Source organism: Agrobacterium bohemicum (assembly GCF_001562555.1).
In the GTDB taxonomy this organism is placed as follows: domain Bacteria; phylum Pseudomonadota; class Alphaproteobacteria; order Rhizobiales; family Rhizobiaceae; genus Agrobacterium; species Agrobacterium bohemicum.
In genome coordinates, this window is the sequence record NZ_KQ961031.1 from 156,373 (window position 1) to 169,129 (window position 12,757).

Sequence of the window (12,757 nt, forward strand, 5' to 3'; positions counted from 1 at the left end):
CTTCGACATTCAACAACACATCCGTGACACGTGGCTCGCGCTCCGTATCACCTTGCGTCAGCACGAGTGAATTCAATGACCACTTCCGGCGTCCGCGTCCGCATTGCACCTTCCCCCACCGGCGAGCCGCATGTCGGCACAGCCTATATCGCGCTTTTCAACTACCTCTTTGCCAAGAAACATGGCGGCGAGTTCATTTTGCGCATCGAAGATACCGATGCCACGCGCTCTACGCGCGAATATGAAGAAAAGGTGCTGGAGGCGCTGAAATGGACCGGCCTGACATGGTCCGAAGGCCCTGACGTTGGTGGTCCTTACGGCCCGTACCGCCAGTCCGACCGCAAGGACATGTACCAGCCATTTGCCGACGAGTTGCTGGAAAAAGGCCATGCCTTCCGCTGTTTCTGCACGGCCGAGCGCCTGACGGAAATGCGCGAGGCCCAGCGCGCCGCCGGCAAGCCGCCGAAATATGACGGTCTCTGCCTGCATCTCAAAGCTGAAGAAGTCACCAGCCGCATGGCCTCCGGTGAAGCCTCCGTCGTGCGCATGAAAATTCCGACCGAAGGATCCTGCGATTTCACCGACGGCGTTTACGGCGATGTATCGATCCCCTGGGACAGCGTTGACATGCAGGTTCTGATGAAGGCCGATGGCATGCCGACCTACCACATGGCCAATGTCATCGACGACCATCTGATGAAGATCACGCATGTGGCGCGCGGCGAAGAATGGCTGGCATCCGTGCCCAAGCACATTCTGCTCTATCGTTATTTCGGTTGGGAACAGCCGACTTTCATGCATCTTTCGCTGATGCGCAATGCCGACAAATCCAAGCTGTCGAAGCGCAAGAACCCGACCTCGATTTCCTATTACTCAGCACTCGGCTATCTGCCGGAAGCGCTGATGAACTTCCTCGGCCTGTTTTTCATCCAGATCGGCGAAGGCGAAGAGCTTTTGACCATGGACGAGCTGGCGGGCAAGTTCGACCCCGAAGCGCTGTCCAAGGCCGGTGCTATCTTCGACATTCAGAAGCTGGACTGGCTGAACGGCCGCTGGCTGCGTGAAAAGCTGACCCAGGACGAGTTCATTGCCCGCACGCTGGAATGGGCGATGGAAAATGCGCGTCTTACGGAAGGTTTGAAGCTTTCGCAGAGCCGCATTTCGAAGCTCGGCGATTTGCCGAACCTTGCAGGCTTCCTGCTATCAAGCGATGTGGGCCTGACGCCCGCATCCTTCGCTGGTCTGAAGAGCAAGCCGGAAGAGATGCACGAAATCCTGACCACAGTTGCTGCCGATCTGGAGAAGATGCCGGACTGGACGCTGGAATCCATCGAACAGGAACTACGCGATGTGGCCGAACGCACCGGCAAGAAGCTGCGCGTGGTAACGCCACCGCTCTTCGTTGCCATGTCCGGCTCATCCCGTTCGCTGCCGCTGTTCGATAGCATGGCGGTGCTGGGTCGCTCGGTCGTGCGCCAGCGTTTGAAGGTGGCGATTGCGGTTGCGGCGTCCATGGTTGGCACAGCCTGATTTTTTAGGAACGAAAATGTCTGAAACAGAAAACAACTCCGCAACGCTGGTTGCAACAGCCCCCATGGGAGCGGCAACCACCGCCCTCTCCTCCGACGTGACCGAAGTGCGCCGCCAGAAGCTGGCGATGCTGCGCGAGAAGGTTGGCGATGTTTACCCCGCGCATTTTCACCGCACGCTGACCAATGCCGAGCTGGCCGAAAAATATGCCGAGATCGAGCCTGACGTCGAAACCGGCGATACGGTGACGGTGGCTGGTCGCGTCTATTCCTCACGCAATTCCGGCATGTTCATGGATATCCATGACGCATCCGGCAAGGTGCAGATTTTCAGCCACAAGGACACGACGCCGCAAGAGGCCCGCGATCTGCTGCCGATGATCGATATTGGCGACATCATTGGCGTGACCGGCAAGGTGCGCCGCACCAAGCGCGGAGAGCTGACGATCAACGCCGAAGAGATCACCATGCTGACCAAGTCTCTGCTGCCGATGCCAGAGAAGTGGAGCGGTATTTCCGACATCGAAATCCGTTATCGCAAGCGCCATCTGGATATTCTCTCCAACGAGGAATCCAAGCTGCGCTTCCAGCAGCGCTCCAAGATCATTTCCGGCATTCGCCGCTTCATGGAAGAGGAAGCTTTCCTCGAAGTGGAAACGCCGATGTTGCAGACCGTCTATGGCGGCGCGACGGCTGACCCGTTCAAGACCTTCCACAACACGCTGAAGCAGGACATGTATCTGCGCATTGCGCCGGAACTGTTCCTGAAGCGCACGCTGGTATCGGGCCTCTCCGACAAGGTGTTCGAGATCAACCGCAATTTCCGCAATGAAGGTGTTTCCACCCGGCACAATCCGGAATTCACCATGCTGGAATGCTACTGGGCCTATGCCGACTACGAAGACATTATGGGTCTGGTCGAGCGCATGTTCGAAACGCTGGCCATTGCCATTCACGGCACGACGGAACTGGAGTTTCAAGGCAAGACGATTTCCTTCAAGGGACCGTTCAAGCGCGTGCCGATGCCCGATGCTGTGAAGGAAGCGACGGGCATCGACTTCCTGGCCATCAAGACCGACGAAGAAGCCCGCGCTGCCGCCAAGGCTGCCGGTTTCGAGGTCGAGAAGGACTGGACATGGGGCGAATGTCTGGCCTTCATCTTTGAAGAAAAGGTCGAGGCCACACTGATCCAGCCAAGCCACGTCACGCATTTCCCCAAGGACATCTCTCCCTTCGCCAAGGAAGTCCCGGGCGAGCCGCGTCTGGTGGAGCGTTTCGAGAGCTATTGCAACGCCTGGGAAGTGGGTAATGCCTTCTCCGAACTCAACGACCCGGAAGAACAGCGCCGCCGGATGGTGGAGCAGCTGGAACAGGCGCATGCCCGTGGCGAAAAGGACAAGCAGCTGGACGACGAATTCCTCGACGCCATCGACCAGGGCATGCCACCTGCCGGTGGCCTCGGCATCGGCGTGGACCGTCTGGTCATGCTGCTGACCAATGCACCGTCGATCCGCGACGTTATTCTGTTTCCGGCGCGCCGCCAGAAGACTGATTGATACAGGCTGTTATCGATAAGAATGAGAAGCCGAAGGCCACAACGCCTTCGGCTTTTTTGTTTCTGCGGTGCGGATGGTGGGCTAGCGGGTCAAGTCCAGATCAATGAGCAGGCTTGGAAGCCTCTTCCACCTTCTCGGACGCGGCCTCATCGTGTGCGGCAGGTTCTTCGGCAACAGGTGCCTGGCCGTGTTCCGGTTCCGCTGCGACAGCGGTGGACTGGCCTTTACCGAAGATCAGTGACTTTAAATAAGCAAAACTGAATATGCTAACGCTGTCATGCTCAGGCGTTGAGGTCAGAAGTGCCGGGTCGTCCACGGCTGCATGGCCCGCCGCTGCGGGTGCAGTTTCGTGGGATGCGCCCTCGGCGGATTCTGGCGCATGGTCAGCGCCTGCCGGTGCTGCTTCCCCGTGGCCGCCCTCTGGCTTGTCATGGCCCTTGGCGGGGGCATCGTGTCCGGACGGAGTTTCCTTCGCGGCGAGATCGATACAATCGGTGAACTCGTTCAGGCCTGTTGCCAGTTTCTCGGTGTCTTCGAGCGGCAGATCGACCCGCAATCCGTAGAAAACGCCTTCATCGCTAGGCGCGCCATCGTAATAATAGGCGGAATAGGGTTTGGCACTCGCATCATCAGGGAGCTTTTTGACGTCGGGAATGAAAACGACCTGAGCGGCAACCGCTCGCCCACGCATGTCCGAGCGCATGGTTGGACCATTCTGGTCCAGAACGGAAACCTGCACGAGATCTGGTTTTTGCTGGTTATAGATGGCTTTGGCGACCCGAAGCGCTGTCTTTACGCGTTCGGAACCATCGCCACCCTGTGTGCGGATGAACTTGCGGACCCAGACCGAGCCGTTTTTCTTGATACTGACGGATTGCACCAACGTACATTCGAGACCGTTGATCGATGCACTGGAGGCGCCGAACAGGCGTTCTTTGCCGACGAAAACGGCGGCCATGCCGGATGCTCCCCCGAGAAGGAGGACAGCACCGCCAATCAATACGAACTTGCGAGAAAACCGTATTCTCTTGAACACTGCTTTCACGTCGAACGTTCCGACATCAACTACCCCGTTTCATGCCCATAAACCGAAAATCGCCACACCAGCCAAATTGCCAAGCGATAACGAGTGCAGAAGCAGCAGAACTGCAGACTTGCAGGGATCAATTCTGACGTGTTGTTGTTGAAGAAGATTTAACTCAGGCAAGAATCCGGGCCGACGAGTGGACCATTTTTGGACTCCGCGAAAATCATCACAATTTTATTTTTTGCGAATGATTTGCAATAGCGTTGACAAGTGCCACTTTTCCTCCCAAATTGATATTGCGAATTAATCGCATTAGGAGTTTGATCGGGCGATGACAGTATCCACACTTCGCAACGTCTTGGCCGCCGCGGCGCTTTTCCTACCTTTTTCAGTGATGGCCGCCGAAAAACCGAAGGTCGTGACGACCTTCACCATCATCGCAGACATGGCGCGCAACGTGGCCGGTGACGCAGCCGAGGTGGACAGCATCACCAAAGCGGGTGCGGAAATTCACAACTACCAGCCTACCCCGCGCGACATTCTCAAGGCCCGTAATGCCGACCTTGTTTTGTGGAACGGGCTCAATCTGGAATTGTGGTTCCAGAAATTTCTGGCAAACCTTGCCGACGTGCCGAATGTGACCGTGAGCGACGGCGTACAGCCGATGTCGATCAGCGGCGGTGCCTATCAGGGCAAGCCCAACCCGCATGCCTGGATGTCTCCAGACAATGCTCTCATCTATGTCGAGAACATCCGTAAGGCTTTGGCGCAGATCGATCCTGATCATGCAGATATCTATGCCGCCAATGCCAAGGCCTATTCCGACAAGATCAAACAAGAGATACAGCCGATGCGCGATGCCATCGCCGCTTTGCCGGAAGACAAGCGCTGGCTGGTGACGAGCGAAGGTGCATTTTCCTATCTGGCCCGTGATTTCGGGCTGAAAGAACTGTTCCTGTGGCCTGTCAATGCCGATAGCCAAGGCACTCCGCAGCAGGTGCGCGGCGTGATCGATGCGATGCGCGCGCACAATATTCAGGTCATTTTCAGCGAAAGCACGGTCTCTCCCGACCCGGCCAAGCAGGTGGCCAAGGAAACCGGGGCTGCCTACGGCGGCATTCTCTATGTGGATTCGCTGAGCGAAGCCGACGGGCCCGTGCCGACCTATCTCGATCTTTTGCGCGTGACCACGGAAACGATCGTGAAAGGCCTTTCCAAATGATGATGGGGAAGCGAAAGGGCGCTGAGACAGGACTGAGCGTCGATGATGTAACCGTGACCTACCGAAACGGCCACACGGCGCTGCGCAGCGCCAGCTTTTCCATCCCCCGCGGCACGATAACCGCCCTTGTCGGCGTCAATGGCGCTGGCAAATCCACCATCTTCAAGGCCATTATGGGCTTCGTGCCGCTGGCGGCAGGCGCGGTTTCCATCTTCGACCTGCCGGCTCGCGATGCGCTGAAGAAGAACCTCGTCGCCTATGTACCGCAGGCCGAAGAAGTGGACTGGAGCTTTCCGGTTCTGGTGGAAGACGTGGTGATGATGGGCCGTTACGGCCATATGAATTTTCTGCGCATTCCCTCCAAGCGCGATCACCAGATGGTCGATGAAGCGCTGGCCCGCGTCAACATGGTGGAGTACCGAAAGCGCCAGATCGGTGAACTCTCCGGCGGGCAGAAGAAGCGGGTGTTTCTGGCGCGCGCGCTGGCGCAGGAAGGCCAGGTTATTCTGCTGGACGAGCCCTTTACCGGCGTGGATGTGAACACCGAAGAGCAGATCGTGACGCTGTTGAAGGCGCTGCGTGACGAAGGCCGCATCATGCTGGTTTCCACCCACAATCTGGGCAGCGTACCGGAGTTTTGCGACCGGGCCGTCTTCGTCAAGGGAACGGTCATTGCCTCCGGCAAGACGGAAGACACGTTCACCGAAGAAAACCTGCAAAAGGCCTTTGGCGGCAGCCTGCGTCACTTCATTCTCGGCGGTGCCGATCTGCATGACGATGCCGACACACGCCGCGTCAAGGTCATAACGGACGACGAGCGTCCTTTCGTGATTTACAGCAAGGACGGAACGGCGACCCCGACGGCGAAAGCGAAGAGCCATGATTGAGACTCTTCTGGAACCCTTCACCTATTCCTACATGCTGAACGCCATCTGGGTCAGCGCTCTCGTGGGCGGCGTCTGCGGTTTTCTGTCGTCCTATCTGATGCTGAAGGGCTGGTCGCTGATCGGCGATGCGCTGTCTCACGCCATCGTCCCCGGTGTTGCCGGTGCCTATATGCTGGGCCTGCCCTTTTCCCTCGGCGCATTTCTGTCCGGCGGGCTTGCAGCGGGTGCCATGCTGTTTCTGAACCAGAAAACCCGACTGAAGGAAGACGCGATCATAGGCCTGATCTTCACGTCCTTTTTCGGCCTTGGTCTGTTCATGGTGTCGCTGTCGCCGACATCGATTAATATCCAGACCATCGTGCTGGGTAATATCCTCGCGATCACACCCGAAGACACGATTCAGTTGGCACTGATTGGCGGCATCAGCTTGTTGGTGCTGGCGGTGAAGTGGCGGGATTTCATGGTGGTGTTTTTCGATGAAAACCATGCCCGCACCGTGGGTCTCAACCCCGAACTGCTGAAAATTATCTTCTTTACCCTTCTCGCCGCCTCCACGGTTGCTGCCTTGCAGACGGTTGGCGCGTTTCTGGTGGTCGCCATGGTCGTCACGCCGGGTGCCACGGCCTATCTGCTGACAGATAGGTTCGAGCGGCTGATCGGCATGAGCTTCGGCATCGGTGCAGCCACCAGCTTCGTCGGCGCTTATCTCAGCTATTTCCTCGATGGCGCGACCGGCGGCATCATCGTGGTGCTGCAAACGCTGATCTTCCTGACAGCCTTTGTTTTTGCCCCCAAACACGGCTATCTCGCCTCCCGTGCGAAAGCGAAATCCGCATTGGAAACAGCGCCATGAGCGAAAACCTGCAACTGGCAATTCTGCCGTTCCAACTGCCCTTCATGCAATATGCCTTCGTGATCACGCTGATGATTGCCGTGCCGATGGCCATGCTCTCGTGCATTCTGGTGCTGAAAGGTTGGTCGTTGATGGGGGATGCGGTTTCTCACGCCGTTCTTCCCGGCGTTGTTATCGCCTACATCGTCGGCATTCCCTTTTCGATTGGCGCCTTCGTCGCGGGCATGATCTGCGCGCTCGGCACGGGCTTCCTCAAGGAAAACAGCCGGATCAAGGAAGACACCGTTCTCGGCATCGTCTTTTCCGGCATGTTCGGGTTGGGGCTGGTGCTTTATGTGAAAGTGCAGAGCGACGTGCATCTTGATCACATCCTGTTTGGCGACATGCTGGGCGTTACCATGCGCGACATCATCGAGACCGGCCTGATCGCGCTGGCGGCGACGCTGTTTCTGGTGCTGCTGCGCAAGGATCTGCTGGTGCATGCCTTCGATGCGCAGCACGCCAAAGCCATCGGCCTACCGGTGCGCCTGCTGCATTACGGATTGCTGGCGGTTCTTTCGCTGACGGTTGTTGGCGCGCTGCAGGCCATCGGCATCATTCTCTCGGTCGCCATGCTGGTCGCGCCCGGTGCCATCGCCTTCCTGATCACGCGGCGCTTTTCCAGCATGCTGATGGCAGCCGTTATCATCGCCGTTTTCTCGTCGATTACTGGCATCTGGGCCAGTTTCCTCATCGACAGCGCGCCCGCCCCGACCATCGTTCTGGTCATGACGGCACTGTTCATTCTGGCGTTTCTCCGCACGACAATGCAGGCGCGCGCCACAAACCGGGTGGAAACTGCAATTTAAAAGACAATTGTGCGCAATTGAAAAGATTATTTCAGAATCCGCGGAACTTCATAGCTGGATTTGCGTCAATATAGGCAGGTCGTTGGCGTGTGCGTTCGACCGCATCAATTGACGCAAGAGGAACGGCCATGCTGAAGTGGGCTCTTATATTTTTCGTAGTTTCGCTGATTGCCGGTGTATTCGGCTTTACCGGAATTTCAGCGGCGACGGCGGGCATCGCTCGCATCCTGTTCTTTATCGCCGTGGTGGTCTTCGTGATCTTCCTGGTGCTGGCACTGATGGCTGGACAGGCAATCCTCTAAGCTGAAGACTATGACGGAAAACGGCGGGCCCCACGGTCCGCCTTTTTTTGTCGCGCTGCGTTTACGCCGTCCAGCCGCCATCGATCACATGTGCCTGTCCGGTGGTAAAACCAGCCTCATCCGAAGCCAGATACGTCACCAGCGCTGCGATCTCTTCCGCTTTGGCGATGCGGCCCATGGGTTGGCGGGCGATGAAGTCTGCAAGGGCCTGTTCGTAGTTGCCTGTTGCGCGCAGACGTTCATGCAGAGACGGGCTGTCCACCGTGCCGGGGCAGATGGCGTTGCAGCGAACGCCCTTGGTGACGAAATCCGAGGCGATGGATTTGGTCAGGCCGATAACCGCCGCCTTGGATGCGGTGTAGGCGAAACGGTTCGGCACGCCTTTTACGCTGGATGCCACGGACGACATGTTGACGATGGCACCCTTGCCGTGGTCCAGCATGGCGGGAAGAAATGCCCGGCAGGTGCGATACATGGCCTTGACGTTGAGGTCGAAGGAAAAGTCCCAGTCTTTCTCATCGCAGTCGAGAATGGTGCCGGAATGGACGAAGCCAGCGCAATTGAACAGCACATCGGCGCGGCCGATCTCTGTTGCCAGAGCCTTGACAGCATCGGCATCGAGAACGTTGAGGACGCGGATTTCGGCATGTGTCAGAGTGGCAAGTGCCGCCTCGTTGATATCCGTCGCGATGACGCGCGCGCCAAGTTCGATGAACCTTTCCGCCGTGGCACGGCCGATGCCCTGCCCCGCAGCGGTAATGACGACTGTCTGGCCAGTGAAATCCTGCGCCATATGTTTGCTCCTCCCACCCTTAAGGGCATGTATCCAGTCGAATACGGATCGACAATTCATATGTAAACAGTGTATTTATATGGCGTCAAGTCAACTCGGTGGCGGTCGTTGTTCATCCGCACCATGCAGGAACCAGATGATCGAAGACGATAGCGATAAATACCGCGCGCCTGCCCTGGACAAGGGACTGGATATTCTGGAGCTTCTGGCCAGCACCGATGGCGGGCTGACGCAAGTGGAAATCGCAAAGGCCATTGGCAAAAGTCCCAACGAGTTCTACCGCATGCTGGACCGCCTTGTTCGCCGGGGTTATGTGGAGCGGCAGGATGGCGACCGGTTTTTCCTGACCTTGAAACTGTTCGGCCTTGCCCATTTTCATGCGCCGCTGCGCAGGCTTGTGTCCTTTGCGGCCCCTGTGATGCGCGACTTCTCCAACCGGGCGAGACAGGCCTGCCATCTGGCCGTTTATGATCGCGGCGTCGTAGCAGTGATCGCCCAACAGGATTCCTCGACTTACTGGGCGCTGTCGATCCGGGTCGGGGCCCAGATGAGCCTGTTCAACACCGGCTCCGGCCATGTGCTCCTCGCTTTCCAGACGGAGGCGCAGCGCGACATCATGATTGCCGAGCAGATACGCGGCGGTGACGAGATATCCGTGCCGGAAGGGCTGCTTGAGCGTTTGGCGCAGATCAGGACCGATGGCTACGAGAGCATGAACAGCCTTCAAACCGCTGGCGTTCGCAATATTTCCGCACCCATATTGACGCTTGATGGCACGGCGCTTGCGGTCGTCACCTGCCCCTACATCACGCCATTGAACAGCGATGCGCCGAGTGCTGAGGATTGTGTGGAGCTCATTTGCGATGCTGCCCGCAAAATCTCGGAAGTGGCTGCCGGACAATAAAAAACGCGACCGGCAGGGGACCGATCGCGTTTTCTTGACTGGAGGTATTATACTTCAATAACGAGCAACTATCGCGAAGGTTCCAGAATTATTTAAGCGGCCAGTTGCTTGCGAATGATACCACGCAGGGATTCGAGATCCTTGGCGAACTGGCGAATACCTTCCGACAGCTTTTCTGTTGCCATGGCATCTTCATTGAGGTGCCAGCGGAAGGCCTTCTCGTCGAGAGACTGCAAGGGCTCAGCCTTGGCATCATCAGCAGAAAGCTTGCGCTCCAGAGTGCCGGTGTCCTTTTCCAGCTCTTCCAGCAGCGCCGGGCTGATGGTCAGGCGGTCGCAACCGGCCAAGGCTTCGATCTCGCCGACATTGCGGAAGGAAGCGCCCATGACGACGGTGGCAATGCCGTTGGCCTTGTAATAATTGTAGATCTTGCGAACGGAAACGACGCCCGGATCGGTCTCAGCCGTGTAGTCCTCACCGGTGGACTTCTTGTACCAGTCAAGAATGCGCCCGACGAAAGGCGAGATCAGGAATGCTTTTGCTTCCGCGCAGGCAATGGCCTGTGCCTGCGAGAACAGCAGAGTCAAATTGCAATCGATGCCTTCGGCCTGAAGCACTTCGGCCGCCTTGATGCCTTCCCAGGTCGAGGCGAGCTTGATGAGAATGCGATCCCGCTCGATGCCGCGCTCCTTGTAACCGGCAATGATCTGATGTGCCTTGGCGATGGACGCCTTGGTATCGAAAGACAGGTCGGCGTCTACTTCGGTCGAAACGCGACCTGGAACGAGTTCGACAAGCTTTGCACCGACGGAAATCGCCAGCCGGTCCGCAATCGCGCTGACCACTGCATCGGAATCACCACCCTGCTTCTTACCCCAGGAAACGGCTTCTTTCACGGTATCGGCAAACATCGGGGTGCCAAGTGCCTTGAGAATGATCGATGGATTGGTGGTGCAATCCACCGGCTTCAGTCGAGCGACCGCCTCGATATCGCCGGTATCGGCGACAACCGTCGTGATTTTACGGAGCTGGTCAAGTTTGGATGTCATGCTGATTGATCCTCGTAATCTCTGGAAAACCGTTTCAGCCGGGTTTCGTTCCTGCCGCTCGCCTGTGTGCGATACCGGAACCAAGCTGTTTTCTCATTGTTAAGTATCGCGCAGCGCCAATCACAAAGTCAAGACATTTGCGCAATGCAATTGACATAAGTTTCACGCCTGCCATAGTGACGGCTTCCTCCAAGCATGGCGAAAACAGTGGCGAAACTGCGAAGAGACACCCACACAGCCTATTCGGAAGCCGCATCTTTGCGGCTGCGGGCGGCGTGGCTCTATTACAATCAGGGCATGACACAGAAGGACGTGGCGGAAAAACTCGGCATCAGCCGCTCCACCGTCATCCGCCTTTTGGACGAAGCCATGAAGCGATCCGAGGTGCAGATCTGGATCAATGAAGGCATCGAGGACTACGTCGAACTCGCCATCAAGCTGGAGGCCGCCTACGGACTGGATGAGGCGATCATCATCCCCTCTGCTTCTGCCAAAGCAGAAGACATCGCCAAGGCCGTCGGTCTGGCACTCGGCCAGTTCCTGTCGGAAGCCGTGCCTGACAATGCCACTATCGGCGTCGGCTGGGGCCGCACCATGACCGCATCGCTCTCCAGCTTCCGCCCGCCGCGCCGCGAAAACTGCAAGGTCGTATCGCTGTTAGGTGGCATCGTCGCCGTGCACCAGACCAATCCGCTGGATTACACGTGGCGTCTGGCAAGCGCGCTCGGGGCGGAATGCTACATGTTCCTTGCGCCGTTGCTGGTGGACTCGGAAGAGACGCGCCGCGCTCTGATCGAAAAATGCGGGTTGAACACGCTGTTCGAACTGGCAGAAAATCTCGACCTCGCCATTGTCAGCTGCGGCGATATCGGACCGCATTCCACATCGCTTTCGGAAGGCTTCATTTCCAAACAGACCCATGATGAGCTGGTGGCAGCAGGCTGCGTCTGCGACACCATGTTCAACTTCATCGATGCGCAGGGACGCTCGGTCGATCACCCCATCAACCAGCGCGCCATGGCGATTGGTTTGGACACGCTGAAGAAGGCAAAACACATCGTGCTGGCCTCCGGCGGCGCCCACCGCGCCACCGCCATCCGCGCCACCATCAATCGCATCGGCTGCAACACGCTGATTACGGATGAGGCGGCGGCAAGGGCGTTGCTGGAGTTGGGAGAAACGACCCCGTGACCGACATCAGTCAGAAAGAGCAGTGGGCCATTCGCACGCGCCGTGTTGCACGAACAGAACCTGGATGTCATCGCCCAAAATGGCATAGGCAATAATGTAGGGCGTGCCCGATATGACGAGTTCTCGCGTGCCCTCGATCTCCCCTCTCCGTCCGATGAACGGATTGGATGAGAGAAGGTCTCTGGTCGTCTTGTGAATGAGGCGGACGATGCGGGCCGCCGCCCGAGGGTTCTGTTCGGCAATATAGTCGCCGATGGTGGCGAGTTCTCTCAGATATCGCTTTGTCCAAACGAGGCGCACAAACAATCAAGCCTGATCGTAACGGTTCAAAACCTCGGCAATATCCTCTTCGCTGGCGAAATTTCCTTTTACGGCGTCGTCCAAACCCTCTTTCACGCCAGTGATCCACTGCTCCTGCCAAGCGATCGATCGACCGTGGGCAAGAGCTTCCTCAACGATTTGGCTTCGTGTCAAGCTGCTCTTCGCCGCAACCAGATCGATACGGCGGTCAATGTCGTCGGAAAGTTGGATCGTGCTTTTCATATGCTTTCCATGGGTTTCACACGGCAGATGTGAGTTTCATATCCTATATCACA

At 57.5% G+C, this 12,757-nt stretch carries 14 protein-coding genes; 9 read left to right on the forward strand and 5 right to left on the reverse strand.

Annotation, left to right across the window (positions count from 1 at the left end; genetic code table 11):
* Nucleotides 1-75 precede the first annotated feature (75 nt).
* Complete coding sequence (gene gltX / locus ATO67_RS15470) at nucleotides 76-1,530, forward strand: glutamate--tRNA ligase (RefSeq protein WP_067651107.1); 1,455 nt, start codon at nucleotides 76-78, stop codon at nucleotides 1,528-1,530.
* A gap of 64 nt (nucleotides 1,531-1,594) precedes the next feature.
* Nucleotides 1,595-3,085 (forward strand): lysine--tRNA ligase, encoded by a 1,491-nt coding sequence (gene lysS, locus ATO67_RS15475; protein ID WP_067651389.1) that lies wholly within the window; start codon nucleotides 1,595-1,597, stop codon nucleotides 3,083-3,085.
* 100 nt (nucleotides 3,086-3,185) lie between these two features.
* Here lysS and ATO67_RS15480 read toward each other — a convergent pair whose 3' ends face one another.
* Complete coding sequence (locus ATO67_RS15480; protein WP_067651392.1) at nucleotides 3,186-4,109, reverse strand: hypothetical protein; 924 nt, start codon at nucleotides 4,107-4,109, stop codon at nucleotides 3,186-3,188.
* 334 nt (nucleotides 4,110-4,443) lie between these two features.
* Between ATO67_RS15480 and ATO67_RS15485 the strand changes: the two genes are divergently transcribed.
* The 5 genes from ATO67_RS15485 to ATO67_RS22495 all read left to right on the forward strand — a co-directional run bounded on the left by ATO67_RS15485 (nucleotide 4,444) and on the right by ATO67_RS22495 (nucleotide 8,224).
* The gene (locus tag ATO67_RS15485; protein ID WP_067651110.1) at nucleotides 4,444-5,334 is read left to right on the forward strand and encodes a metal ABC transporter substrate-binding protein; all 891 of its coding nucleotides are present in this window, start codon (nucleotides 4,444-4,446) and stop codon (nucleotides 5,332-5,334) included.
* Complete coding sequence (locus ATO67_RS15490; RefSeq protein WP_425352222.1) at nucleotides 5,334-6,221, forward strand: manganese/iron ABC transporter ATP-binding protein; 888 nt, start codon at nucleotides 5,334-5,336, stop codon at nucleotides 6,219-6,221. The genes ATO67_RS15485 and ATO67_RS15490 overlap by 1 nt, the downstream gene beginning before the upstream one ends.
* Nucleotides 6,214-7,074: a metal ABC transporter permease gene (locus ATO67_RS15495; RefSeq protein ID WP_067651116.1), complete on the forward strand. Its 861-nt coding sequence runs from the start codon at nucleotides 6,214-6,216 to the stop codon at nucleotides 7,072-7,074. Before ATO67_RS15490 ends, ATO67_RS15495 begins: the two co-directional genes overlap by 8 nt.
* Nucleotides 7,071-7,922, forward strand: a complete 852-nt coding sequence (locus tag ATO67_RS15500; RefSeq protein ID WP_067651119.1) for a metal ABC transporter permease — start codon at nucleotides 7,071-7,073, stop codon at nucleotides 7,920-7,922. Before ATO67_RS15495 ends, ATO67_RS15500 begins: the two co-directional genes overlap by 4 nt.
* A gap of 128 nt (nucleotides 7,923-8,050) precedes the next feature.
* Complete coding sequence (locus tag ATO67_RS22495; protein WP_077105863.1) at nucleotides 8,051-8,224, forward strand: DUF1328 domain-containing protein; 174 nt, start codon at nucleotides 8,051-8,053, stop codon at nucleotides 8,222-8,224.
* A 61-nt stretch (nucleotides 8,225-8,285) separates the two neighbouring features.
* On the opposite strand, the gene ATO67_RS15505 is transcribed toward ATO67_RS22495, so the two are convergent.
* Nucleotides 8,286-9,017, reverse strand: coding sequence for an SDR family oxidoreductase (locus tag ATO67_RS15505; protein ID WP_067651122.1), 732 nt, complete (start codon nucleotides 9,015-9,017; stop codon nucleotides 8,286-8,288).
* A gap of 136 nt (nucleotides 9,018-9,153) precedes the next feature.
* Between ATO67_RS15505 and ATO67_RS15510 the strand changes: the two genes are divergently transcribed.
* Complete coding sequence (locus ATO67_RS15510) at nucleotides 9,154-9,921, forward strand: IclR family transcriptional regulator (RefSeq protein WP_067651125.1); 768 nt, start codon at nucleotides 9,154-9,156, stop codon at nucleotides 9,919-9,921.
* A 92-nt stretch (nucleotides 9,922-10,013) separates the two neighbouring features.
* On the opposite strand, the gene tal is transcribed toward ATO67_RS15510, so the two are convergent.
* On the reverse strand, nucleotides 10,014-10,970 hold the full coding sequence (gene tal, locus ATO67_RS15515; RefSeq protein ID WP_067651129.1) for a transaldolase: 957 nt from the start codon (nucleotides 10,968-10,970) through the stop codon (nucleotides 10,014-10,016).
* A 207-nt stretch (nucleotides 10,971-11,177) separates the two neighbouring features.
* On the opposite strand from tal, the gene ATO67_RS15520 reads away from it, so the two are divergent.
* Nucleotides 11,178-12,161, forward strand: coding sequence for a sugar-binding transcriptional regulator (locus tag ATO67_RS15520; protein WP_067651132.1), 984 nt, complete (start codon nucleotides 11,178-11,180; stop codon nucleotides 12,159-12,161).
* A gap of 6 nt (nucleotides 12,162-12,167) precedes the next feature.
* Here ATO67_RS15520 and ATO67_RS15525 read toward each other — a convergent pair whose 3' ends face one another.
* Both ATO67_RS15525 and ATO67_RS15530 read right to left on the reverse strand, forming a co-directional pair.
* Nucleotides 12,168-12,461: a type II toxin-antitoxin system RelE/ParE family toxin gene (locus tag ATO67_RS15525; protein WP_067651395.1), complete on the reverse strand. Its 294-nt coding sequence runs from the start codon at nucleotides 12,459-12,461 to the stop codon at nucleotides 12,168-12,170.
* Between the two features lie 6 nt (nucleotides 12,462-12,467).
* The gene (locus tag ATO67_RS15530) at nucleotides 12,468-12,704 is read right to left on the reverse strand and encodes a CopG family ribbon-helix-helix protein (protein WP_067651135.1); all 237 of its coding nucleotides are present in this window, start codon (nucleotides 12,702-12,704) and stop codon (nucleotides 12,468-12,470) included.
* Between the last annotated feature and the right edge of the window lie 53 nt (nucleotides 12,705-12,757).

Coding starts and splice junctions, on each gene's coding strand:
- gltX (WP_067651107.1), top strand. CDS start 76: ATGACCACTTCCGGCGTCCGCGTCCGCATTGCACCTTCCCCCACCGGC.
- lysS (WP_067651389.1), top strand. CDS start 1,595: ATGGGAGCGGCAACCACCGCCCTCTCCTCCGACGTGACCGAAGTGCGC.
- ATO67_RS15485 (WP_067651110.1), top strand. CDS start 4,444: ATGACAGTATCCACACTTCGCAACGTCTTGGCCGCCGCGGCGCTTTTC.
- ATO67_RS15490 (WP_425352222.1), top strand. CDS start 5,334: ATGATGGGGAAGCGAAAGGGCGCTGAGACAGGACTGAGCGTCGATGAT.
- ATO67_RS15495 (WP_067651116.1), top strand. CDS start 6,214: ATGATTGAGACTCTTCTGGAACCCTTCACCTATTCCTACATGCTGAAC.
- ATO67_RS15500 (WP_067651119.1), top strand. CDS start 7,071: ATGAGCGAAAACCTGCAACTGGCAATTCTGCCGTTCCAACTGCCCTTC.
- ATO67_RS22495 (WP_077105863.1), top strand. CDS start 8,051: ATGCTGAAGTGGGCTCTTATATTTTTCGTAGTTTCGCTGATTGCCGGT.
- ATO67_RS15505 (WP_067651122.1), bottom strand. CDS start 9,017: ATGGCGCAGGATTTCACTGGCCAGACAGTCGTCATTACCGCTGCGGGG.
- ATO67_RS15510 (WP_067651125.1), top strand. CDS start 9,154: ATGATCGAAGACGATAGCGATAAATACCGCGCGCCTGCCCTGGACAAG.
- tal (WP_067651129.1), bottom strand. CDS start 10,970: ATGACATCCAAACTTGACCAGCTCCGTAAAATCACGACGGTTGTCGCC.
- ATO67_RS15530 (WP_067651135.1), bottom strand. CDS start 12,704: ATGAAAAGCACGATCCAACTTTCCGACGACATTGACCGCCGTATCGAT.